Origin of the sequence: Pseudomonas bubulae, from assembly GCF_900618535.1 — a bacterium.
In the GTDB taxonomy this organism is placed as follows: Bacteria; Pseudomonadota; Gammaproteobacteria; order Pseudomonadales; family Pseudomonadaceae; genus Aquipseudomonas; species Aquipseudomonas bubulae.
Genome location: NZ_UYJA01000001.1, coordinates 840,927 through 864,703 on the forward strand (window position 1 = coordinate 840,927; position 23,777 = coordinate 864,703).

Consider the following 23,777-nt stretch of genomic DNA (forward strand, 5'->3'; position numbering starts at 1 on the left):
TGGCAAAATTGGCCTCTGATCGACCTACCCGCGCCCAGAGCGCCAGGAATTACCCATGCAAATGAACACCGACCACCTGCTCGCCAACCCGTGCGACGACGAAGAAGACAATATGGCCATGCTGTGCTGCCACACCGACAGCGGCGAAATGTTTCTGATGACCCGTTACCCGGACGAAGACGAGCTGGAAATCACCCTGGAAGACGAGCCTTCGACCCTGGACGGCGTCAAGGTCACCTTGAGCCCTACCCGCCTGCTGATCGAAATCGGCGCGGGTGATGCGGATGTTCTCAAGGGCGATGACCACCTGGAAATCCTCCACAACACCCCTGCGGCAGACCTTGGCGAAGTCGAAGAGACCCTGCAGAACATCCTCAAGGGCACCGGCACCTATATCAGCGAGCTGAATTAATCCTCCATGAGGAAGGGAGTCTTGCAGGGCACATTGTGGGAGCGAGCAGGCTCGCTCCCACAGTCATACACTTCCACTGGAGCTCACCACCATGCGCCCGATCTTCGATGCCCACTGCCATATCATTGACAGCGCCTACCCGCTGATTCCCAACAATGGCTATGTGCCCGAGTTCTTCAGTGTCGATGACTACCTGGCCCGGGCCACCCCCCTGGGTATCGTGGGCGGTGCCGTGGTATCGGGTTCCTTTCAGGGCTACGACCAGAGCTACCTGATCGCTGCACTCAAGCGTTTAGGCCCGGGGTTTGTGGGCGTGACCCAGTTGCCCGACAGCGTCACCGATGCCGAGCTGCAGACCCTGCACCGGCAGGGCATCCGCGCCCTGCGCTTCAACCTCAAGCGCGGAGGCTCCGAACAACTTGACCAGCTCGAATCATTGGCCATGCGCGTGCATGAACAAGTGGGCTGGCATTCCGAGCTGTACGTTGACTCACGGGAACTGTCAGGACTGGAAGACCGGTTGCGACGCCTGCCGGCGCTGAGCATCGACCATCTGGGTTTAAGCCATGAGGGCCTGCCCAGCCTGCTGCGCCTGGCGGAGCACGGCGTGCGGATCAAGGCCTGCGGTTTTGGCCGGGTTGATTTTGCCGTACCGCAAGTACTGCAACAGATCCATAGCATCAACCCCGACGCCCTGATGTTTGCTACGGACCTGCCATCAACCCGGGCGCCACGGGCCTTTGAGGACAACGATATTGCCTTGCTGGTAGAGGCCCTTGGCGAAGATGGCGCACACAAAGCCCTGTGCCATAACGCACGCAGCTTTTATGGCTTTTAATCCTGTAGCCGCTGACGAGCGTAGCGAGGCTGCGATCGAAGGCAAAGCGTTCGCAAATCCGATAGACGCGGTGCAGCCGAACTATCGGATGGCCGGGATTTAGGACTGCTGCGCAGCCGTTCGCAGCCTCGCTACGCTCATCAGCGGCTACAAGACCCCATGCAGATGAGCACCAATCTCAACAAGCCCGGGCATTTCAGGTTTTTCCTGTAAAAATCCCCACCGCCATTAGTCCGCAGAGCCTCCAATGGATTAAAGTAACGCCCCCAGCCCCGGTGTAATTTCTGCGCCGCCGGTGTCCTTTTCAGGAACAGTCATCGATGGAACATCGTGAAGCGCTACTGGCGCTGCGAACCTTTCTTTCAACCCAGATCCTCGGTCAGGAAAAACTGATCGACCGTCTGCTGATCGCCTTGCTCGCTGATGGCCATATGCTGGTCGAGGGCGCCCCCGGCCTGGCCAAGACCAAGGCCATCAAGGAGCTGGCAGAAGGTATTGAAGCGCAGTTCCATCGAATCCAGTTCACTCCCGACCTGCTGCCTGCCGATATCACCGGCACCGAGATCTATCGCCCGGAAACCGGCAGTTTCGTGTTCCAGCAAGGGCCGATCTTCCATAACCTGGTACTGGCAGACGAAATCAACCGCGCCCCGGCCAAGGTGCAATCGGCGCTGCTCGAAGCCATGGCCGAGCGCCAGGTCAGTGTCGGGCGCAGTACCTATGAGCTGTCGCCGCTGTTTCTGGTCATGGCCACGCAAAACCCCATTGAGCAGGAAGGCACCTACCCGCTGCCCGAAGCCCAGCTCGACCGCTTTCTGATGCACGTCAAAATCGGTTTTCCGGATGCCGCCGTCGAACGCCGCATTCTGCAGCAGGCACGTGGCGAAGCCCTTAACGGGGAAACCAAGCCCGAGCGCCGGGTCAGCCAGCAGGCCATCTTCGCCGCGCGCAAGGAAATCCTCGGCCTGTACATGGCCGATGCCGTGGAGGAGTACCTGGTGCAACTGGTCATGGCCACCCGCACCCCGGGCAAGTTCGACCCCGAAATGGCCGAGTGGATCGCCTACGGCGCCAGCCCCCGCGGTTCGATTGCCCTGGACCGCTGCGCACGGGCCCACGCCTGGCTGGCCGGGCGCGACTTCGTCAGCCCCGAAGATATCCAGGCTGTGTTGTTTGACGTGCTGCGCCACCGCATCATCCTGTCGTTTGAAGCCGAAGCCGCCGGTATCGACCAGGACCGCGTGGTGCAACGCATCCTCGACGTCGTGGCCGTTGCCTGACCCATGAACACCCCCCTGCCCGCCGAGCCCGGCATCCGCGTCACCCTTGCGGAACTGATCGAGATGCGCCATCGGGTGCGTGAAGTGCAGCTGTTCGCCTCGCCCAGCCAGCGCAGCCCGCTGGTGGGCCTGCATCACTCGAAACTGCGCGGACGCGGGGTCGACTTCGATCAGGTGCGGGTCTATCAGGCCGGTGACGATGTGCGCACCATTGACTGGCGCGTCACGGCGCGTACCCAGGAACCGCATACCAAGATGTTCCATGAGGAACGCGAGCGGCCAATTTTCATCCTTGCCGAACAAAGCCGGCGGCTGTTTTTCGGCTCGGGGCTGATGTTCAAGTCGGTGCTTGCCGCCCAGGCCGCCAGCCTGATCGGCTGGGCCGCCCTGGGTCACAACGATCGTGTTGGCGGGCTGGTATTTGGCGACCATGAACACTACGAAATCAAACCACGGCGCAGCAAGCAGAGCCTACTGCAGCTGCTGAACCGCCTGGTGCGGGTCAACCAGTCGCTGCACACCGAAGTGCAATCGGACCGCGACGCGCTGGGCATGGCCCTGATCCGCGCCCGTGAAGTACTGCGCCCCGGCAGCCTGGTGATCGTGATCTGTGATGAACGCGGCCTCACCGACGCCGCCGAGCAGCAACTGAGCCTGCTGTCACGCCATTGCGACCTGATGCTACTGCCGTTGTCCGATCCTCTCGACCACGCCTTGCCCGCTGCCGGGTTGTTGCGCTTTGCCGAGCGCGGCGCGCAACTGGAACTGGACACCCTCAACTATGATCTGCGCCAGGCCTACCGCGCCCAGGCCGAGGCCCGCATCGCCCGCTGGGAACTGCTGGCGCAAAAACTGCGGGTGTTGCTGATGCCGCTGAGCACTCAAAGCGAGATGGTCGAACAGCTGCGCGAATACCTGAACGCCAAACGCCCCGGCAAAGCCTCATGAAAGAACTTGAACAACTGCAACCCTTGATCCTGCCGCCTGCACTCGGCATCTGGCCGCCAGCGCCGGGCTGGTGGCTATTATTGCTCGTGGTGCCCGCCCTGGGATGGGGCCTGTGGTGGCTGCGTCGCTACCTGCCCGCCAAACGCCTGCCGGCACGCACCGAACAACCGCTTGACCCGGTACGCCTGGCTGCCCTGGAAGAACTGGCCCGGTTCCCCAAACCCTACGATGGCGCACCGGCCGGCGCCTGGTTGCAACAGCTCAACGGCCTGCTCAAGCGCCTGTGCCGCAACCACTACCCCTACAGCCAGAGCCACACCCTCAATGGCCGCAAGTGGCTGGCGTTCCTGGACAACCGCTGCCCGGCTGCCGGCTTGACCCGCTGGATGGTGCTGGTCGAAGGTGCCTACAAGCCCGAGTGCAAGCTCGACGACAAGGCCATTGCCGGGCTCAATCAGGCGGTCGAAACCTGGATTCGCAAACATGTTTGAATTTGCCTGGCCGTGGATCTTCATCCTGCTGCCCCTGCCCTGGTTGATGCGCCTGGTGCTGCCGCCTGCCGACAGCGGGGAGGCGGCGCTGCAGGTCAGTTTCTTGAGTGACCTTGAACAACTGACCCGGCGCAAGGCCCGCGCCACCCTGCCTTCCTGGCGCCAGCAAATTCCCCATGTCCTGCTCTGGCTGCTGTTGCTGACGGCCGCTGCCCGCCCGCAGTGGCTGGGCGAACCTTTGCCAATTGCCGCCAGCGGCCGTGATTTGCTGGTGGCGGTGGATGTCTCGGGTTCGATGGACTACCCCGACATGCAATGGCAGGGCGAAGACGTAACCCGCCTGGACCTGGTCAAAAACCTGCTCGGCGAGTTCCTCGAAAACCGTGAGGGCGATCGCGTCGGCCTGATCCTCTTCGGCAGCCAGGCTTACCTGCAAGCGCCGCTGACCTTCGACCGCCACACCGTGCATACCTGGCTCGACGAAGCACGCATTGGCATCGCCGGTAAGAACACCGCCATCGGCGACGCCATTGGCCTGGCCCTCAAGCGCCTGCGCCAACGCCCGGCACAAAGCCGGGTGCTGATCCTGATTACCGATGGCGCCAACAACGGCGGGCATATCGACCCGCTGACCGCCGCTCGCCTGGCTGCCGAAGAGGGAGTCAAAATCTACCCCATCGGCATCGGCGCAGACCCGGACGAGAGCAGCAAGGGCCTGCTCAGCATCAACCCCGGGGTCGACCTCGATGAGCCGGCACTCGAAGAAATCGCCAAAGTCACCGGTGGCCGCTACTTCCGCGCCCGCAACGGCGGTGAACTGGCGGCCATCAAGGACACCCTCGACCAACTGGAGCCTGTGGCCCAACAACCGACCCAGGCGCGTCCGGCGCAGGCACTCTACAGCTGGCCGCTGGCCGCGGCCCTGTTGCTCAGTATGCTGCTGGTGATCCGCGAACTGTGGCCCAACAACCCTGTGCAGCGCTGGCTGAGCAAGGAGCATTTTCTGCAGCAACATCCTGACTGGCGTGCGCGCCTCACACGCCTGCGCCTGCGGAGGCGTCGATGAGCACGCTCTGGCCGCACTGGTTCCGCCCCGAATGGCTGCTCATCCTGCCGCTGCTCGGCTGGTTGCTGTGGCAGCGCTGGCACCGGGAAAAACGCGCGGGCCGCTGGCAGAAAATCCTGCCGCCGGCTTTTCATCGGGTGCTGCTCAGCGGCGGCAGCGGGCGTAGCAGCAAATTGCCATGGATCGCCCTCGGGCTCGGCTGGCTGCTGGCCCTGCTGGCCCTGCTCGGGCCCAGTTGGCAGCGCGTCGAGCAGTCCTCGCAGAAACCCGAAGACCCGCTGGTGGTGATGCTCGAACTGACCCCCGAAATGCTCGCCACCGACAGTTCGCCCAACCGTCTTGAGCAGGCACGGCGCAAAATCTACGACCTGCTGCAAAACCGCAGCGACGCGCAAACCGGCGTGATTGTCTACGCGGGCAGCGCCCATACCCTGGTGCCGCTGTCCGATGACATGGCCACCAGCCGCAACCTGCTTGAAGCCCTCAAACCGTCGATCATGCCGCAGCCGGGCCATCGCGCCGACCTGGCGATTGGCAAAGCCCTTGAACTGCTGGATCAGAGCGCACTGGGCCAGGGCCGCTTGCTGCTGATCACCTCATCGCTCAGTGAGCAGGAGCGCAACGGCATCCGCCAGGCCTTGAGCGGCCATGCACCGCAACTGCTGATACTGGGTATTGGCAGTCGCGAAGGCGCCCCCGTGGTGGATGAAAACGGGCAGTTTCTCCAGGACGACCAGGGTGCCATTCTCCTGCCGCGTCTCGACAGCCCGAGCCTGCGCGCCTTTGCCCTCGATATAGGTGGCCGCTACCGCCAGGCGCGTCTGGATGACAACGACCTGCGCGGCCTGGGCCTGCTCGACGGCCCGCGCAACCTGCGCAATGACGGCCAGACCCTGCAACTGGATACCTGGGCCGACCAGGGTTACTGGCTGTTGCTGCCGCTTCTGCTGCTGGTGGCTTGCGCGGGCCGCCGTGGCTGGCTGTTCTGCCTGCCCCTGCTGTTTATGCTGCAACCGCAGCCCGCGCAGGCCATGAGCTTTACCGACCTGTGGCTGCGTCCCGACCAACAGGGCCTGCGCCTGTTGCAGCAAAACAAGCCGCTGCTGGCCGTGGAGCATTTCAGCGACCCGCTCTGGCAGGGCGTGGCCCTGTACCGGGCGGGTGACTATGCGGGTGCAGCCCGACGCTTTGCCGAAGTCAACAGCGCCAGCGCGCACTATAATCGCGGCAATGCACTGGCCATGAACGGCGAGCTGGAAGCGGCCATCGATGCCTGGGAACAGGCGCTGGAACTGCAACCCGAGCTGGAGGCTGCGGCACAGAACAAAGCCCTGGTCGAACAGTTGCTCGAGCAGCAACGCGCCCAGGCCGAAGCTGAAGCCGAAGCCGAACACCCCCCCGAGCCGCCCGCGCCAGCCGAGACTGAAACCCCGCTGAGCAGCAGCGCACAGGGTGCCACCAGCAGCAGCACCCGCAATGAAGACAACAGCTCGGCCACCAGCCCCACCACCGAGCCTGCGCCGCACGAGCAGCTCGACCCCGACACTGCTCCGCACGCCGACGGCGAACCGGACGACGGGCCCACCACGCGCCCGCCCGCCCCGGCCGCCAACCAGACCGCAGAAGAACAGCGCCAGGCCCTGGAACAATGGCTCAGACAGATCCCCGACAACCCTGCCGAATTGTTACGCCGCAAATTCTGGTACGAACAGCAGCTCCATCAGGACACGCCCAAATGAACCGCCTCTGTGTTTTGCTTCTTTTGCTGTGTTGCTGGACCTTGCCGGCAAACGCCCTGGGCCTGATCGCCAGTGTTGACCGCGACCAGCTCAACTCCGGTGAAACCGTCGAACTGACCCTGGAATCCGACGACGTCACCCAGTTCGGCAAGCCCGACCTCACCCCGCTGGACGGGCTGTTCGAAGTGCGCGGCACTCGCCAGGTCAACCAGCTCAACAGCCTCAGCGACGACAACAAGGGCACCACCCGCTGGATCATCACCCTGCAACCCAGACAGACCGGCACGGTGATCATCCCGTCACTGCAAATCGGCGACTACCACAGCCAGCCGATCACCCTCACCGTGACCCAGAGCGTGGCCAGCGAAAGCGAACTGGAACCGGTGTTTATCGAGGCCAGCCTCGACCAGCCCAAGGTCTATGTGCAGGCACAGGCGCTGCTGACCCTGCGCATTTACCACTCCGTAGCGCTGTACGACGACAGCAGCCTGACCACCCTGCACCTGGACGACGCCATCGTCGAGCAACTGGGCGAGTCGCGCACCTATGAAAAGCTTATCAACGGCGTGCGCCATGGTGTGATCGAACGCCGCTACGGCATCTACCCGCAGCGCAGCGGCGAACTGATCATCCCGGCACAAACCTTCAGCGCCACCCAGGTCGACAGCCAGCAAGCCACGGCCCCTGCCCCGCTGGGGCCAACACCCGGCAAGATGGTCCACGTAACCTCGGCTGAAATCCCCCTGAGCGTGTTGCCCAAGCCCGACGCCTGGCCAGCCACGGCTCCCTGGTTGCCTGCGCGCAGCCTGAGCATAAGCGAAACCTGGAACCTGGAACCTGACCATACACTCGTCGGTGACTCCCTGACCCGCACCCTCACGCTCAAGGCCGAAGGCCTGTCCAGCGCCCAGCTGCCGCCCCTGCCTGCCACCGATGTCAACGGCCTGCGGCGCTACCCTGACCTGCCGCAACTGAGCAACCAGATCACCGAAAACGGCCTGATCGGCAGCCGCGAAGAACGCGAAGCACTGGTCCCGACCCGGGTTGGCCAGATTGAACTGCCCGCAGTCGAAGTGGTGTGGTGGAACACCCACGAAGATCATCTGGAGCGCACTTACCTGCCCGCCCGCACCCTGATGGCGGCGGCCAACCCCAATCTGGCCGTGGACACGCCTGCCAGCGGCACACCCGCAGCCCTGAACGAAACGTCTTCGCTGTGGATCTGGCAACTGAGCACCCTGTTCCTGGCATTCACCACCCTGGCGAGCCTGGGCCTGTGGTGGCGTGCCCGCTGGCAACCGGCAATCCTGCGCGCCGCGCAAACCGGCCCGAGCCCGCGCACCCTGCTGGACGACCTCAAGCGCGCGAGCCTGGCCAACGACCCGCAAGCCACCCGCCAGGCCCTGGATGCCTGGGCGCGGCAACAGCCGGAAACCCTGGCCGACATGGCCGCTCGTTTTGTATTACTGTCCGATGCCCTCGACGGCCTCAATGGGGCGCTCTACAGCGAAACCGGCCAGCACTGGCAAGGCGAAGAACTGTGGAAGGCCATCCGCAGTATTCCTGCCGCCGAGCGCGAGCAGCAAGACAGCGCCGAGCCGAGCAGCCTGCCGCCGCTTTACCCCAAATAAATTCAAGGCAGCCCCTGAACCGCCTGAGCGAACGGGCTGCCTGCACCTTTGAAAACGGATTCTGTCATGCGCCTGTTTCACACTTCCGACTGGCACCTGGGGCAAAACCTCCACGGCCAGGACCGCGACTTCGAACACGCCTGTTTTCTCACCTGGCTACTGGCCCGGCTGGCAGAACACAAGCCCGATGTGTTGCTGATCGCCGGTGATATCTTCGACACCGTCAACCCGCCGGTCAAAGCCCAGGAGCGGCTCTACGACTTTATCGTCAGCGCCCATGAGCAACAGCCCAAACTGACCATCGTGATGATTGCCGGCAACCACGACTCCGGCTCGCGGATCGAACTGCCCGCCCCCTTGATGCGTCGTCTGCGCACCCATGCCCTGGGCCGGGTGCTGTGGCTCGACGACGGCCAGCTCGATGCCGAACGCCTGCTGATCCCCTTGCCCGATGCCAAGGGCAAAATTGCCGCCTGGTGCCTGGCCCTGCCGTTTTTGCGCCCCGCCGAAGTCACCGGCGCCCACCTGGGCGATGACTACCTGCGCGGTATCGGCCAGGTGCATGAATGGCTGATCGCAGCCGCCAACGCCAAACGCAAGCCGGGCCAGGCCCTGATCGCCATCAGCCATGCCCATATGGCGGGCGGCTCGGTCAGCGAAGACTCCGAGCGCAGCCTGATCATCGGCAATGCCGAAGCCCTGCCCGCGAGCCTGTTCGGGCCCGATATCAGCTATGTGGCCCTGGGCCATTTACACAAGCCGCAGCGGGTCAACAGCGAAGAACGCATCCGCTATTGCGGCTCGCCGATCCCGTTGTCCTTCTCGGAAATTGGCTATCAGCACCAGATCCTCGATGTCACCCTCAAAGGCGAAACCCTGGTCAGCGTTGAGCCGCTGTTGATTCCCCGCGCCGTCAACCTGCAACGCATTGGCCCGCTGCCACTGGCTGAAATCCTCACCCACCTGGCCGCACTGCCTGATATCGACCTGCTCGCCGATACCCAGCGCCAGCCCTGGCTCGAAGTGCGGGTCACCCTCGACGAACCGCAGCCCGATTTACGCCAGCAGATCGAAACCGCGCTGCAGGGCAAGTCCGTACGCCTGGTGCGCATCGCCGCCGACTATGCCGGCAGCGGCAGCCGCCACGGCGATGACGATGCCACCCGCCTGATCGAACTCGACCAGCTCACCCCCCAGGAACTGTTCAGCCGCGCCTGGCAGGAAAGCTACGGCAGCGAAGTCGACGAACAGACCCTCAAGGACTTTGCCGTGTTGCTGCAGGAAGTACAGCTAGAAGGTGAACAGCCATGAAAATCCTCGCCATTCGCCTGAAAAACCTTGCCTCCCTGGCGGGCCCCTTTGAACTGGACTTTACCGCCGAACCTTTGGCCAGTGCCGGCCTGTTCGCCATTACCGGCCCCACCGGCGCCGGTAAAAGCACCCTGCTCGACGCCCTGTGCCTGGCCCTGTTTGGCGCCGTGCCACGGCTGAACAACACCGGTCGCGATGCCAAAGTGCCGGATGCCGACGGTGAAATCACCACCGGCGACCCGCGCACCCTGCTGCGCCGCGGCACCGGTGAAGGCTATGCCGAAGTGGATTTTGTCGGTATCGACGGGCGCCGCTACCGCGCCCGCTGGGAAGCCAACCGCGCCCGCGAGAAGGCCACCGGCAAGCTGCAGGCCAGCCGCCAGAGCCTGCGCGACCTGGACAGCGATCAACTGCTGGCCAGCCAGAAAGGCGATTACAAAGTCCAGCTCGAAGCGCGCCTGGGCTTGAACTTCGAACAGTTCACCCGTGCGGTGATGCTGGCGCAAAGCGAATTCAGCGCCTTTCTCAAGGCCGATGACAACGAGCGCAGTGAACTGCTGGAAAAGCTCACCGACACGGCCCTTTATACGCGCCTGGGCAAGCGTGCCTTCGACAAGGCCAAAGAAGCCCGGGAAGCGCTCAAGCAACTCAAAGACCAGGCTGTGGGCATTACCCCCCTGGAACCCGAAGCCCGTGCCGAACTGGACCGACAGTTCAACGAAGCGCAGCAACAGCTGAAAAACCGGCAGGGCCAGCTCAAACAGCTAGAGCTGCAACAGACCTGGCTCAACACCCTGGGCGAACTGCAAGCACAGCGCCAGAGCGCGGCCGAGCAACTGCAACAGGCACAAACCCTGTTCGACAGCCAGGCCGGACAGCGCCAGACCCTGCATCTGCTTGAGCAACTGGCGCCGCAACGGCATCAATTTGCCCGCCTTGCCGAGCTAAATGGGCAACTGAACCCGCTGGCCGAGCACATCGGCGCCCAGCTGCAGCAACAGACCGAACTGAGCCAGCGCCAGGTCCAGCTGCAAGCCCAGGTGCAAAGCGCCACGCTGGCGGCAACCCAGGCACAGACGCAGCAACGGGAAGCCGCACCGCAGGTCCAGCAAGCCCTGCTGGAACAAGCCAACTTCGATCGCATGACCCAGGCCCTGAGCACCCAACAAGCCCTCGAGCAGCAGGCTGAACAGGCCTGCAGCACAGGCCAGCAGGCACTCAATGCCCTGCTTGAGCGCCAGCAGCAAGGCACCGAACGCCTGGCGCACATAGCCACACAACTCGAACACAGCCGCGAACTGGCGCCACTGACCAGCGCCTGGGACGCCTATCGCCCCCGGCTGCAACACTTGGTGCGGCTGAGCAATAACCTCACTACCGGGCGCAAGGAACTGCCCGGCCTTGAACAACGCGCCCAGCAGGCCACGCAACAACTGACCGAGCTGCGCAACAGCCTGGAAATCCTGTTCCAGGAAGCAGGCGCCGAGCCCCATGCGGTCAACGAGCAAATCCAGACCCTGGGCAGCCTGCTCCAGGACAACCGCCAGCAGCAGCGCGCCTTTGAAGAGCTGCAACGCCTGTGCAGCACCCGGCAGACCCTCGACAATCGCCTGCTGGCGTTACACACCAAACTGCAGGCACTGCACGCCGAGCGCGAAACATTGGTCGAGCAAGGCAACCAGACCAAAAGTCAGTACGAGGCTGCCGAGCAAGCCCTGCAAATCACCCGCCAGCTACTGGAGCGCCAGCGCCTGGCCCGTAGCGCCAGCGTTGAAGAGCTGCGCGAACAACTGCAGGACGATCAGCCCTGCCCGGTATGCGGCAGCCACGAACACCCCTACCACCAGCCCGAAGCCTTGTTGCACAGCTTGTCCCGCCACGATGAACGGGAAGAAACCAACGCCCGTCAAACCGTAGACGGGCTTAAAGAAACACTGGATCAGTTGCGCGATAAATTCAGCGCAATGAAAGCGCAGATCCAGGAACTGCGTGTGCAACATCAACACCTCATTGAAGAACAACAGGCCCTCGCGCCGAGCCTTGAAGCGCATCCACTGCATCAACAGTGGCAGGCCCAGGCCCCGGACAAGCGCGCCCAATGGCTGACCCTGCGCCTGAACCAGTTGCAGCACAGCATCAGCCAGGACGAGCAGCGCCAGAACGTCCTGCTTGGCCTGCAAAAGGAAGCGGCCCACCTGCAGCAACAAGTGCAGCGCTGCAGCGAGACCAGCCAGCTCGCTGGCCAGCAACTGGCAGAGCAGCAATTACACCTCAATGCCGACAGCCAGCGCCTTGAGGACGAGCTGCGCGAATTTGCCAGCCTGCTGCCACCGGCCACCCTCAATGCCCTGCGCGACAACGCATCCGCCTGCTTTATAAGCCTCGACCAGCAAGTGGCTGAGCGAGTGGCCCAACTCGATCAGCAGCGCGACGAGCAGAACGAGCAGGCGCAGCGGGCCAGCAGCATCGAGCGCGAGCAGTATCAGCAAGCCAATCGCAACAAGGAACTGGACGCCCTGCAGCGCAGCGTCAGCGAACTGAAGGCCCAGCAACAGGCCAGCCAGCACAGCCTCAAGGCGTTGCTGGGTGACTACAGCAGCGCCGAACAGTGGCAGCAGGCCCTGGAGCAGGCTGTCGAACAGGCCCGCACGGTCCAGACCCAGGCAGGGCAAACCTTGCAGGTCACCGCCAACCAGTTGCTGCAACTGGCCGCCGAGCTCAAATCCGGCCAGGAGCGCCTGCAGGCCTTGCAGCAGGAACACGCCAACCTGAGCGCCCGGCTCAGCGAATGGCGCGCGCTGCACAGCGAACTTGATGACAACCAACTGCAACAGTTGCTCAGTTACGACGACACACAGGTGCGCGAACTGCGTCAGCAACTGCAAAACGGCGAAAAAGCCGTCGAGCAAGCCCGCGTACTGCTGCAGGAGCGCGAACAGCGCCTGGCCCAACACCAGGCGCAAGCCAATGGCAACCTGGACGCCGACGTCCTCAACCAGGCACTGGCCGAACTCACTGCGCAGATCAGCGCCAGCGAACAGCAGATCGCCGAACTGCGCGCACAACAGGCAGAAGACCAGAGGCGCCAGGACGTCAATCAGGCGCTTGGGCAACGTATCGCCCAAGCCGACAGCGAATGGCAACGCTGGGCGCGCCTCAGCGAGCTGATCGGCTCGGGCAGCGGCGACAAATTCCGCAAGATCGCCCAGGCCTACAACCTCGACCTGCTGGTGCATCACGCCAACGCGCAATTGCGCCAGTTGGTACGCCGCTACCGCCTCAAGCGTGGCGGCAGCATGCTTGGCCTGCTGGTGATGGACACCGAAATGGGTGACGAGCTGCGCTCGGTGCATTCGCTGTCGGGGGGTGAAACGTTCCTGGTGTCGCTGGCCCTGGCCCTGGGGCTGGCGTCGATGGCCTCCAGCACCCTGAAAATCGAATCGCTGTTTATCGACGAAGGCTTTGGCAGCCTCGACCCCGAGTCACTGCAACTGGCCATGGACGCCCTGGACGGCCTGCAGGCCCAGGGGCGCAAGGTGGGGGTGATTTCCCATGTGCAGGAAATGCATGAACGCATCCCGGTGCAAATCCAGGTGCAGCGCCAGGGCAACGGCTTGAGCACCGTGGAGGTGAAATGAACCGGCACCTGCTTTATTCCTTCCGCCGCTGCCCCTATGCCATGCGGGCCCGCATGGCCTTGCGTTACAGCGGCGTGCCGTTATCGATTGTCGAAGTCAGCCTCAAGGCCAAGCCGACCGAAATGCTCGCGGCCTCGCCCAAGGGCACGGTGCCGGTGCTGGTCTGTGCTGATGGCCGGGTGATCGAACAAAGCCTGGAAATCATGCTCTGGGCGCTGGGCCAACATGACCCGGACAACTGGCTGCAAGCGGATCACAGGGGGCTGATCGAGGCGAATGACAGCGTGTTCAAGGTACTCCTCGATCGCTACAAATACGCCATTCGCTATCCGGAGCATCCGATGGAGCATTACCGGGCTCAGGGTGTCGAGTATTTGCAGCGGCTGGAAGATGTGCTGGCGCACACGCCGTACCTTGCAGGGTCTGCGCTGGGTCTTGCCGATGTGGCTCTGGCGCCTTTTGTTCGGCAGTTTGCCCATGTCGATCGCGAGTGGTTTGCGCAGGCGCCCTTGCCGCACTTGAATGCCTGGCTGGAGCGGTTTCTGGCTTCTGACCTGTTTGCTTCGGCGATGGCCAAAAGCCCCTCACCCAGCCCTCTCCCGGAGGGAGAGGGGACTGAGCACACGCGACTTCATGACCACTGATAATCAGCTCCCTCTCCCTCCGGGAGAGGGTTGGGGTGAGGGGCTTTTGATTCAGGCTCAACCCTGCTTGCCCCGCACCATGCTCTGCAACACCCCGTCGCGCCTCACCCAGCCATGAAACAGCGCCGCTGCCAAATGGGCCAGGACGGTAAAAAACAGCAAATAAGCCAGAAACGTATGCGCTTTGCGCAACGATGCAAACACCCTGGGATCAGCCGGCAGAATACCCGGCAACTGCAATGAACCGCCGAGCATGACCGGGTCCCCCGCTGCCGAAATCATCGCCCAGCCCACCAGCGGCAACACCAGCATCAAGGCATACAGCAACAGATGGGACAGCTTGGCCGCCAGCACCTGTACCCCAGGCAGATCTGCAGGCAACGGCGGCTGGCGGGTAGCAAAACGCACAAACAGGCGCACCACCACCAGCAACAGGATGGCGATACCCAAGGGCTTGTGCAGATTGAGCAGCCATTCATGCCGCTGCGACACCGAAGCCGCCATACCTGCGCCGATAAACAGCATGGCAATAATCATCAGCGCCATCAGCCAGTGCAGCAGGCGCGCCACCGGGGCGAAATGCTTAGTGGGTGCGCTCATGGCCGTGTCTCCTTGGGTAGCTGGTCAACTTCGCTGGTGCGTCGTACATAGGAACTGGCATAGGCCGCCGAGCGCGCCGCCAGCAAGGGGTCAGCCGAGCCCTCTATGCCACTGGGCAAAATCAGCGGATCGTAATTGATATCGCGGCATTCGCCGTCGTTCTGCGCCTGGGCCTTAACCAGTACCAGGGTGCCTGCATCCACCACCTTGCGCCCCGCTGGCCAGGCCTTGCTGGCATCAGTGGTCGGGTCACCCGCCTCGGCCAATGTCAGGTTGAACTGCCATTTCAAAGGCCCCGCCGCCAGGCGTTTATCCAGATCCTGCTCCAGATAATCGGCATCGTCGGGCGCCGCAGCACCCGGCGCGTCCTGCCCCAACGGCACCACACCCCAGCGCACCGCCTGCCGCTGCCCGGCTGCGTTGACCAGATAAAACGCATTGATCCCGTTATAGCTCTCGGTGGCATAGCTGGCCGAGGGTTTCGCGGTTTTGACCCATTGCAAAAAGGCCGCCGTTTCCGGGTGCGCGGCAAAAAACGCCGGCATGGCACCGGGCGCAGGCTTGCCCGTGGCCGCTTCTGGGGCACCGGCTTGCAGCATCTGGTAGAACGCCTCAGGCGTGCCCACCGGGAACACCGGCATGCTGTTCATCCCTGTACGCCATTGCTGACCATTGGCCTGGGTAAAGCGCAGGGCAAAACTGCGGATCGGCACACTGCTGTCGGGGGCATAGGGGTTGCCACTGGGCAAGGCAAAGCGCCCGACCACCGGCGTACGCCCGGTACCGAATACCTGCGCGGTAGACAACCCCTGCGCAGCACCATTGCCCTCAAAATAACCCGCCACGCACAGGCCCTTGGCATGGTTACGCCGGTAACCTGGATGCACGCCGTTATTGTGTTCCAGCGCATTGACCAGCTTGCCGGGGCTCAAACGCTGCGGGTCCAGCGTGCCGTTGACGTAATAGAACCCGCCGAGGATAACCGCCACCACCCCTCCGATGCCCGCCAGGCGCAACAGCACACTGGCAGGACTCAACGGGGGTGTGGCGGGCCGCACAGGCGGCAATTGATCGACCATATAAAACTCCGGGGCCACAGGACCGTGAGGTGAATGACCTATAGGACGCAGGCCGCAAAACCTTATTCCAGCCATGAACGATTAATTTTTTTCGACAACACCGGGAATAAGGCCTCATCCTGAACGTCTTGCCTGCACCCACCCAGTCATTTGGCCAGACGATGACCTCACTTGATGAGCAACTGCGTGAACTGATCCCGCGCCTGCGGCGCTTCGCCCTGTCGCTGACCCGTCATGCCAGCAATGCCGACGACCTGGTGCAAAACTGCCTGGAGCGAGCCCTTGGCAGCGTGGCCGATAAACGCCCTGACGGTGACTTGCGCGCCTGGCTGTTCACCATCCTGTATCGCCAGTTTGTCGACAACCACCGGCGGTCACGGCGCTATGCGCGCATGCTGGAATTTTTTACCGGCCGCGATGACACCCAGCCTTCGACTGAACGCACGGTACTTGCCCAATCGACACTCGAAGCCTTCGACCAATTGGCCACCGAACAGCGCGCCCTGCTGTTGTGGGTGTCGGTGGAGGGTTTGAGCTACAAACAAGTGGCCGAAATACTCGACGTGCCGATCGGCACCGTCATGTCGCGCCTGTCCAGAGCGCGCAACGCCTTGCGCCAACTCAGCGAGGGCGAAATCACCCGCCCTGCCCTGCGGAGACTCAAATGATCAGCATCCCGCCCAGCGAGCGCGACCTTCATGCTTACGTCGATCACGCGCTCAGCGATGCTCAACGCCATCAAGTTGAGCTTTATCTGCAAGCCAACCCGCCTATCGCCGCCCAGGTCGAAGCCTGGCAGCGCGATGCACAGAACCTGCGCTCTGCGTTGAACCAAGACTTGCTGCAACCGGCCAACCCGGCACTTGACCCGACGGCCCTGCGCCAGCGCCAGCGCCGACAATCACGGCGCCACTGGGCCAGTGCGGCGGTGCTGCTGATTGCCGTGAGTGTGGGTGGGCTGGGGGGCTGGCAAGCCCGACAAATCATCCAGCCTGGCAGCCTGCCCATGAGCGACGCCCTGGCAGCCCATCGCATGTTTGCCGAGCAGGGTTTTTTGCCCGCGGACTATAACGTCGTGCAAAGCAGCGAGATGCAAGGTTGGGTTGACCGTTACTTCAGCCACGCCGAACGCTTGCCGGATCTGACGGGCGCAGGCTTCAGACCGGTGAGCAGTCGCCTGCTGACCACCGACCAGGGCGGCGCAGCGATGGTGTTATACCAGGATCGGCAAGGGCGCCAGATCAGCTTCTATATCCGTCCGCCTGGGCCACACAACAGCCTGTTGCCACGGGGTAACCGCCAGGATGGCGAACTGCAGGCCCAGTACTGGTCCGGCCCTGGCTACAACTACGCCATGGTTGGCCCGGCCGGGTTGCTGGAGACGGTGAAGCTTTAAACGGCGCACAAGTATTTCGTAGCAGCTGCCGAAGGAACGCAGTCTCGTTCCTTCGGCAGCTGCTACGGATAGCGTGCTCTCAAGAGCGGGTTTTATGATTCAGCGCCGCATAAAAATGGGCGCTTTGTTGCAGGTATTTCTGGGTATAGGCCGCGGACTTTTTGTCGCCAAGCACCGGGGTCGCGCTGGCAGGCAAAGCCACAGTAGCGGAGATGGCTGAAGCAGCAATTACAGAGAACAGATTGAAGTTCATGGCACTAACCCTCGACGATTCAGTTGGTTTGCTTGCCTTTTCAGGCCGTGCAACCAACTTAACGCCAAGGGCGATCGTGCAGAAATTCATTGCAGCACTAGCCTCTATCAGCGCAATTGATAGAGGCCAGCACGCCCTTGATTACGGGCGGTTGATAAATTTCACATCAGACGGCGCGTCCATTGCCAGGGACTGCACGGCCTTGCCCAGCTTGCCGCTGGCAGGATCACGCTCAAGCACCACAATGGCATTGCTCATCTGGTTGGCAATCAGCAAAAACTTGCCATTGGGGCTCAGGGCAAACTCGCGCGGGTGATCACCCTCCACCGAGCGGCGCTGGACTTCAGTCAACTCGCCATTGCCCGGATCGATCGCAAACACCAGGATTTCATTGGCCTTGCCACGGTTGCTGACATACAGGAAACGGCCGTCAGGTGAAGCATGCACAGCACCGGCGGCACGGTTTTGCGCAGGCATACCCTGAGCCAGATCCACCACCTGACGCTGCTTGAGCTGGCCATCGGCATAGTCGAACACAAACACCTGGGCACTCATTTCAGTGGTCAGGTACGCATGCTTGCCATCTTTGGAAAACAGCAGATGACGCGGCCCACTACCTGCCGGCAACTCAATGAAGGCCGGTGCCGCGGCTACCAGTGGATGCTCCGGGCTGGCTACCGGGTCGTAACGATAGACAAACACCTTGTCTGCACCCAGGTCACTGGCGTACACAAACTTGCCATCGGGCGAGGACACCACCGAATGCACATGCGCCGACATCTGCCGCTCGGGGTTGACCCGACTGGCCGGGTGGCTGCTCATCTGGGTCACAGGTTGCAACTGACCTTCGGCGTCGATCGGCAATACCGCCAGGCTGCCGCCAGGGTCGGCGTGAACCCCGTAGTTGGCCACAAACAGATAACGCTCGTCGGCGCTCAGGCTGGAGTGGGTCGGCTCTTCGCCCAAGGTCTTGACCTGGTTGATCAGCGTCAGCGCGTTGGTTTTCGGATCGATGGCAACGCTACTGGCGCGCCCGACCACATCGGCCTGGCCCTGACCGTTTTCATTGACCACAAACAGGCGGGTCTGGTCTTTGGACAGGGTCAGCCACGAAGGGTTGGCAGCCTTGAACACTTGCAGCGGCTCAGGGGTGATATGCCCCTTGGCACTGTCAAACTGCAGGCGGTAGATACCCTGGCTTTTGCCCTGGGTATAGGAACCCACCAGCAGTTCGACTTCATCGCGGGACTCGGCCTGGGCCGACATCGCGCCCACGCTCAGCGCCATCAGCATTGGCAGCGATTTAAACTTCATCTTCGGCCTCGGCTTCATCGTCGTCGTTGTTTGCGCTCAAGGCGCTCAGGCAAACCAGGCGATGCTCGCCCGAGTCGCCCACCAGGGTCCAGCTTTGCAAACCCTGGTCAAACTGCGCCGCGTCAATCTGTGGCGCAGTGAAATGCCAGCGCTTTTCAGCACGTCCGTCCATGCACTTGATGAGCAATTGCACATCGTCCAGAGAGAGATCCCAGGCATGCAGCCCGTCAATCACCAGCATATCGCTGGTTTCAAGGGCTGTGCGCAAGGTCTGGTTTGAATCGCTCATTGATCAATCACCTGTTGGAAAGGCGTAATGATAGGTCAATTGGCGCCGGGAACCCACGTACCCGATGCGCGATCAGGCTTCTTTGCCAAAAAAATGCGTCTTGAGCAACTGTTCGCTGATCGTTGCGTAATACACCTCGGGCACTTTCTGCCCGGGCCCGGCCTTGGCCTCCAGGCTCTTTTTACTGTCCATGCGCTGGCCGGGCAGCTTGAAGTGGGCCGCCGTCGGGTGCTCGTCCCCGCCACGCGCCTGGGCATAGTGCAAATGCGCGTACCAGAGCACCTGACCGGCGCGATCCTGCACGGCATATTCCTGCACGAAATCCTGCCGCTCACCGGTCATGGCGATGCGCTGATTGATTTTGGCCAATTGCACCTGGCCCTGCTTCAGCAAAAAATCCACCGTCACCGAGGTCGGCGGCATGCCCAGAAGGATGCCCAGCCCCTCGGCGCGCAACCGGGTTGATGCGGCCTCAAGACGGCCGATCAATGCCTGGGGCGTATCGGGCACGGGCACCGCCGCGGGCCCCCGATCGGGATGCAACGCCTTGATTTCAGCCACGAGCCGGTCAAGGTTATGGGCAAAGCGATCCAGAGAGCCATACAGCTCCGGCGGGAACTTCGTGCGTTTGACGTGACTTTTTACGCGATGAATTTCGCCATTGACCTGCTTTAACAGGGTGGCAGCCTGGGTCCTGACCGTGCCATAGGGGCGTACCGGCGCCACCTCAGGTGTGTGCAGCTCGACCCATTGATCCGCCGCCGTCTGTTGATAGGCCGTCGAGACATTCGTCGACAGACCACCCGCCGCACGGGCCACCGGCAGGTCGCCGATATCGACAATTGACGCCTCGCCCTGTACCGGGCTGGCCCTGACGGTTCCGATCAGCAGTCCCTTGTTGCGCGTGCGCACGATTTTGCGCCTGGCGTCAGGCACACGGGAAGGCCCCGGCTGCGCCGGCAGCCATTCATCCCGGGCCCGGGCCTGCTCCAGTTGCATCGCCTCGGCCCGGGTATCCAGAGCCTTGATCACCGCCCTGACCTGCCCAACCTGACGTTGATCGAGCCGTGTCCCCGGGCGCATAAGAAAAATGCTCAACGCATCATCAGCCGCAGCGTAGTGCTCGCGCACATCACTGAGGACTTCAAGGCGTTCACTGCGGCTGAACAAGGTTTCGTCTTCAAGTTCGGACTGGTTTTTAGCCTTGAAATACAGCGGCCCGACAATCTCATCCACGGCGCGACGGTCATCGCCCAGCGGCTCCAGCGGTACAAGATCACGCAGCACCACCAGTTGATGGGATCGGCACAGCACATCGGAGCGGTAACGGGTGACCGTCTCACCCTCAATCTCGACCTCATAGCCGAAATAGCGCCTGCGCGCATCCTGCGCCTCCCTGAAACCCGACTTTGGCACCCCGCGCAGCTTCTCCAGATACCCCTGCATGGCCTTGAAGTCATTAACGGCGCCCTCCAGCTGTTCGAAAATCCTCAGGCAATCGGCTCGATAAGCCCCCGTTTTGAACATCGCGGCATCCACTACCTGCTTCTCGCCCCTGAACACCTCGGGGTGCATTTCCTGCAGAGAACGGCAGATACTCACTCTCGAGTCGAACAGATGCGCCGTCAGCAGGATCAGGTTCTTGTACTGCTGCGACACGATCACATGGTCATGGTCTTCCACCAGCAGCCCGTGCTTTTGCAGCAGATGATCCAGCGCCTCAAGGTATTCCGGCAGCTGCTTTTCAAACACCGCAATACAGCGCTCCAGCGCCTGGATACAGGCAGTCGGTGGCGCACCCTGGGCGCCGAGTTGTTCATAAGCCAGGGTGGCTTGATTAATTTCAGCCTGCAGAACCGGCACCCGCTCGTTGTAGAGCGCCATTTTTTTGCGCAATTCATTGATGCGCTTGATACGGGCGACGCCTCTGGGCAGAACCTGGGGCACATCGCTGCCTCCCCGCAGCCCTGCCTCGCGGGAAAACCGCCACACCCCCTCGTGATCACCCTGAATACGCGGCCCCCGCTCGGAAGGGTTACGTGGACTGACCAGAAAGACCCCTGACGAATCCATTCCGATTTGATAGGGGAAATCCTCAACAAGGGCATGCCATTTGCCGTTCAGTATGTACAACCCCTTATAGACCCCCTCCCGCACATACATATTTTGCGTGGCGGACCATTCCCCCCGGTTGCGATCAAGCCATTCGAGATGGGAAGGCTTGATATGCACCCAATTGTTGTTGAACCAGGCATGGTCCAGCTGGCTTTTATGGTTGCCCAACGGCACTGCGGGCAAGAAAGTCACACCTTCGCGGATAGCTGCAGGCACCGGGGGTTCGGCCTCCGGGGCAATGCGTCGCTGCTGAAATTCAGGCGGCAGCAGCGCGGTATCGGGGCGTAGCACCCTTGCCGGTAACGGTAACTGGGTGGGTCGCAGATGCAACAGAGTCAGCCCGACATTGAACAGCAGATCGATCAGCGCCGGCGCCCTGGAGGTTGAGTCAGGGCTGCGCAGGCTTTGCACATCCGTTTGCAACGCCAGCACCGTCATCACCACCGCATTAAGCACATGCAGCGCCCCTGGCAACTTGAGCATGGGCACCACCGTATTGAACAGCAGCCAGCCCCCTGCCAGCAGTGAGGCCCAGCGGCGCTCACTGTTGGACAGGGTTTGCCGGTCTGCCAGATCGCTCAGTGCCAGGGCCATTTCGGTATATAACGTATGCCCGAAGTCACCCTCGAGGGCGTCCTCGCCCAGCTGGGCCGGGCGGGAAACAGGCGGCACGGGAAACTCGTCAAACACCCATGACGATGCCGGGAAAGCGCGGTTGAAGCCAGCGACCGCATAGCCCTCCCGAACACCGGCAGGCAGCCAGTCAAGGACGCTCTGCTGCAGCGGCCCCGGCGCCACAATGGACGCCCTGAGTGCCGCCCAGGACGGAAACTCCACCAGCGCATCCTTATACAAGGGCCGATAAAGCACATGGGGCCCCGCCGAGACCTGTTGCGGGCCGATCACGAACATGTTGCGCACCACATCCGCCCGCGCCGTGGGCGCTGCCAAAAAAGCCAGCGGCCGGATCACCACCGCCTGCCCGGGCATCGTGCGCAACGCAGGGTCGAGCATCATCAGGCCCTTTACGCACTGATAACCGCGTTCGGTAAAGTTGCAGCGCTGGCGCAATTTGCATTCCAGCGCCTGCAAAGGTAAGTGCACCCGCAGCTCATCGACAAACAACCGCTCCCTTGCCTGGGCATGCTCGGGGTTGCCCAGCAGACAGCGCCTGATCCATTGCGGGTAGTTCTGGCCAATATCGACCGCCTGAACCAGGCGCCGGACATAGTCCGGGGTCATCCACCAGTCCTGGATCAACTGGCCTTTGGCATGGCTGATGCGCACCGGGCGGCTCAGTGCGCCCCTGAGGTTTTGCACGGCCAGCTCGGTCAGGGTCAGGGTGTAAGGGTTGAGCGTGCCGACCGTGCCCTCACCGCCCGGGCCCAGCGGCTGGTTAAAGGTCAGCACGACCTCATCAGGGTTATAGCCCGGTGCCAGTGGCTGATCCCGGCCCATCCGCCGGCGCAGGGCATCGACGGTGAAGTCGTGCAAGCTGGGGATATCGTCGTTGAAACGACGGCCATTGGCCTGCTGATTGGTGCTGGCCAACGCCGTCAGATGGCTGCGATAAGCAAACCGGTCGGCTGCAGATGCCTGGCGCAACCACTCGGGCAGGCTGGCGTAGAGACTTGACAGGTCCCGCGGCGCACGTGCTTGCGTGGCGCTGAACACGGCTGAGGTGTCGGTAATGTCCAGCACCTGAACTTCCAGGGCATCAGTACTTGCCGGCGGCACGGGCGCCATAATGGCATCCAGATGACGTTCAAGTATGCACATGGCCTGGGCCTGCACGAAGTTGCCTTCAGGCTCATAAAGCACGCGGGTTATGGAGTCCAGTGCATAGCGCGCCGCCATGTCGCCGCCCCAGTGTTGGGTAAAGCCGCTGATGGACGCGAAAGCCTGAATAGTACCGTCGACCTTGCAGTGGAAAACGCCATTTTCGCCACTGAGCCCATGCACAATCAGCACATCGGGGGTCAGCACCTCCCAGGTCTTGCCCGCGGCCATCATCTTCGCGGCCACCGTGTAGACCCGGGTGCTGCTGTCGAGGCCGGGCAAACCGTAGCGATCGAGCCGGTCGGGGTAACTGAACACCGAGCGCAGCACCGCGCGCTGCCGGGCACTCAGGTTAACCGTGGTCTCGGCACTGGCCAGCAGTTGATCCTGAATGAGGCGCGACAACCAGATCAAACGGCTCGGCCCGGCATCGGCGGGTTGATTCCAGTACTCGACCAGGGCTTTTTGCAGCGCCACACGCCAGCCCTGCACCACGTTGCGCATCAGTGCTACGACCCGGCTGATGGGCGCGACAGGGCTCATCTGCGAATGGGCGGTTCTTACCCCGATAAAACACTCTTCGCCGGAGTAGTAGTCGTCGTTGAGCGGTTGCAGGCTGGCGATATGCTCCAGCAGCACATTGCTCAGCAACCGATAGCCGGGCTGCTCAAGCGCAGTACCGTCCGGGGCCACCGTATGCACCAGCCAGGTATGAAAAATATCGAAGACCTGCGGCGCAAAGGCCTCGGTCAATTGTTGGAGGAGCAACTGGTGAACCACGCTGCGCAGATTGGGGCGCAAGGCAAACTCACTGGCCACGGCTTGCTGGAGCAGCCGGGTGTCGGGTAAATCGGCTGTATTCACAGGGGTATCCTTCACTGTTGGGTCAAGGCAACAGTTAAAGGAAATTTCGGCCGTAACCTGGGGTAACGGGCTAGTGCATGGTCACTGAAA

The 23,777-nt window shown here is 62.4% G+C and carries 19 protein-coding genes; 13 read left to right on the forward strand and 6 right to left on the reverse strand.

Annotated elements, in window-relative coordinates:
* Positions 1-55: 55 nt before the first annotated feature.
* From PPTH39_RS03625 to PPTH39_RS03675, 11 genes are all read left to right on the forward strand, one after another.
* Positions 56-412, forward strand: a complete 357-nt coding sequence (locus PPTH39_RS03625) for a hypothetical protein (protein ID WP_095018116.1) — start codon at positions 56-58, stop codon at positions 410-412.
* Positions 413-503: 91 nt separating this feature from the next.
* Positions 504-1,250: an amidohydrolase family protein gene (locus PPTH39_RS03630; protein ID WP_130871606.1), complete on the forward strand. Its 747-nt coding sequence runs from the start codon at positions 504-506 to the stop codon at positions 1,248-1,250.
* Positions 1,251-1,570: 320 nt separating this feature from the next.
* Positions 1,571-2,530, forward strand: coding sequence for an AAA family ATPase (locus PPTH39_RS03635; RefSeq protein WP_016780594.1), 960 nt, complete (start codon positions 1,571-1,573; stop codon positions 2,528-2,530).
* Positions 2,531-2,533: 3 nt separating this feature from the next.
* Positions 2,534-3,478, forward strand: a complete 945-nt coding sequence (locus tag PPTH39_RS03640) for a DUF58 domain-containing protein (RefSeq protein ID WP_095000549.1) — start codon at positions 2,534-2,536, stop codon at positions 3,476-3,478.
* Positions 3,475-3,969 carry a DUF4381 domain-containing protein gene (locus PPTH39_RS03645; protein WP_095000550.1) on the forward strand — a complete coding sequence of 165 codons (495 nt, stop codon included), beginning with the start codon at positions 3,475-3,477 and terminating at the stop codon, positions 3,967-3,969. Before PPTH39_RS03640 ends, PPTH39_RS03645 begins: the two co-directional genes overlap by 4 nt.
* Positions 3,962-5,035 (forward strand): vWA domain-containing protein, encoded by a 1,074-nt coding sequence (locus PPTH39_RS03650; RefSeq protein WP_095025859.1) that lies wholly within the window; start codon positions 3,962-3,964, stop codon positions 5,033-5,035. The genes PPTH39_RS03645 and PPTH39_RS03650 overlap by 8 nt, the downstream gene beginning before the upstream one ends.
* Entirely contained in the window at positions 5,032-6,774 is a 1,743-nt protein-coding gene (locus PPTH39_RS03655) for a VWA domain-containing protein (protein ID WP_130871607.1), read from the forward strand. Before PPTH39_RS03650 ends, PPTH39_RS03655 begins: the two co-directional genes overlap by 4 nt.
* The gene (locus tag PPTH39_RS03660; protein WP_130871608.1) at positions 6,771-8,405 is read left to right on the forward strand and encodes a BatD family protein; all 1,635 of its coding nucleotides are present in this window, start codon (positions 6,771-6,773) and stop codon (positions 8,403-8,405) included. The genes PPTH39_RS03655 and PPTH39_RS03660 overlap by 4 nt, the downstream gene beginning before the upstream one ends.
* A gap of 66 nt (positions 8,406-8,471) precedes the next feature.
* Positions 8,472-9,716 carry an exonuclease SbcCD subunit D C-terminal domain-containing protein gene (locus PPTH39_RS03665; RefSeq protein WP_095018121.1) on the forward strand — a complete coding sequence of 415 codons (1,245 nt, stop codon included), beginning with the start codon at positions 8,472-8,474 and terminating at the stop codon, positions 9,714-9,716.
* Entirely contained in the window at positions 9,713-13,354 is a 3,642-nt protein-coding gene (locus tag PPTH39_RS03670) for an AAA family ATPase (RefSeq protein ID WP_130871609.1), read from the forward strand. The genes PPTH39_RS03665 and PPTH39_RS03670 overlap by 4 nt, the downstream gene beginning before the upstream one ends.
* Complete coding sequence (locus tag PPTH39_RS03675) at positions 13,351-13,998, forward strand: glutathione S-transferase (protein WP_130871610.1); 648 nt, start codon at positions 13,351-13,353, stop codon at positions 13,996-13,998. The genes PPTH39_RS03670 and PPTH39_RS03675 overlap by 4 nt, the downstream gene beginning before the upstream one ends.
* 57 nt (positions 13,999-14,055) lie before the next feature.
* Here the strand turns inward: PPTH39_RS03675 and PPTH39_RS03680 are convergent, their stop codons facing one another.
* Both PPTH39_RS03680 and PPTH39_RS03685 read right to left on the reverse strand, forming a co-directional pair.
* Positions 14,056-14,598, reverse strand: coding sequence for a cytochrome b (locus PPTH39_RS03680; protein ID WP_095018124.1), 543 nt, complete (start codon positions 14,596-14,598; stop codon positions 14,056-14,058).
* The gene (locus tag PPTH39_RS03685; RefSeq protein WP_130871611.1) at positions 14,595-15,677 is read right to left on the reverse strand and encodes a catalase family peroxidase; all 1,083 of its coding nucleotides are present in this window, start codon (positions 15,675-15,677) and stop codon (positions 14,595-14,597) included. Before PPTH39_RS03685 ends, PPTH39_RS03680 begins: the two co-directional genes overlap by 4 nt.
* Positions 15,678-15,838: 161 nt before the next feature.
* On the opposite strand from PPTH39_RS03685, the gene PPTH39_RS03690 reads away from it, so the two are divergent.
* Both PPTH39_RS03690 and PPTH39_RS03695 read left to right on the forward strand, forming a co-directional pair.
* Positions 15,839-16,345 (forward strand): sigma-70 family RNA polymerase sigma factor, encoded by a 507-nt coding sequence (locus PPTH39_RS03690; RefSeq protein WP_095000559.1) that lies wholly within the window; start codon positions 15,839-15,841, stop codon positions 16,343-16,345.
* Complete coding sequence (locus tag PPTH39_RS03695) at positions 16,342-17,073, forward strand: anti-sigma factor family protein (protein ID WP_095026882.1); 732 nt, start codon at positions 16,342-16,344, stop codon at positions 17,071-17,073. Before PPTH39_RS03690 ends, PPTH39_RS03695 begins: the two co-directional genes overlap by 4 nt.
* Positions 17,074-17,152: 79 nt before the next feature.
* Here the strand turns inward: PPTH39_RS03695 and PPTH39_RS03700 are convergent, their stop codons facing one another.
* The 4 genes from PPTH39_RS03700 to PPTH39_RS03715 form a co-directional block, all read right to left on the reverse strand.
* Positions 17,153-17,416 carry a hypothetical protein gene (locus PPTH39_RS03700; RefSeq protein ID WP_130871612.1) on the reverse strand — a complete coding sequence of 88 codons (264 nt, stop codon included), beginning with the start codon at positions 17,414-17,416 and terminating at the stop codon, positions 17,153-17,155.
* A 51-nt stretch (positions 17,417-17,467) separates the two neighbouring features.
* Positions 17,468-18,640, reverse strand: coding sequence for a lactonase family protein (locus tag PPTH39_RS03705; protein ID WP_095018127.1), 1,173 nt, complete (start codon positions 18,638-18,640; stop codon positions 17,468-17,470).
* On the reverse strand, positions 18,630-18,929 hold the full coding sequence (locus PPTH39_RS03710) for a DUF5629 family protein (RefSeq protein WP_130871613.1): 300 nt from the start codon (positions 18,927-18,929) through the stop codon (positions 18,630-18,632). The genes PPTH39_RS03705 and PPTH39_RS03710 overlap by 11 nt, the downstream gene beginning before the upstream one ends.
* Before the next feature lie 72 nt (positions 18,930-19,001).
* Complete coding sequence (locus PPTH39_RS03715) at positions 19,002-23,687, reverse strand: dermonecrotic toxin domain-containing protein (RefSeq protein ID WP_130871614.1); 4,686 nt, start codon at positions 23,685-23,687, stop codon at positions 19,002-19,004.
* Between the last annotated feature and the right edge of the window lie 90 nt (positions 23,688-23,777).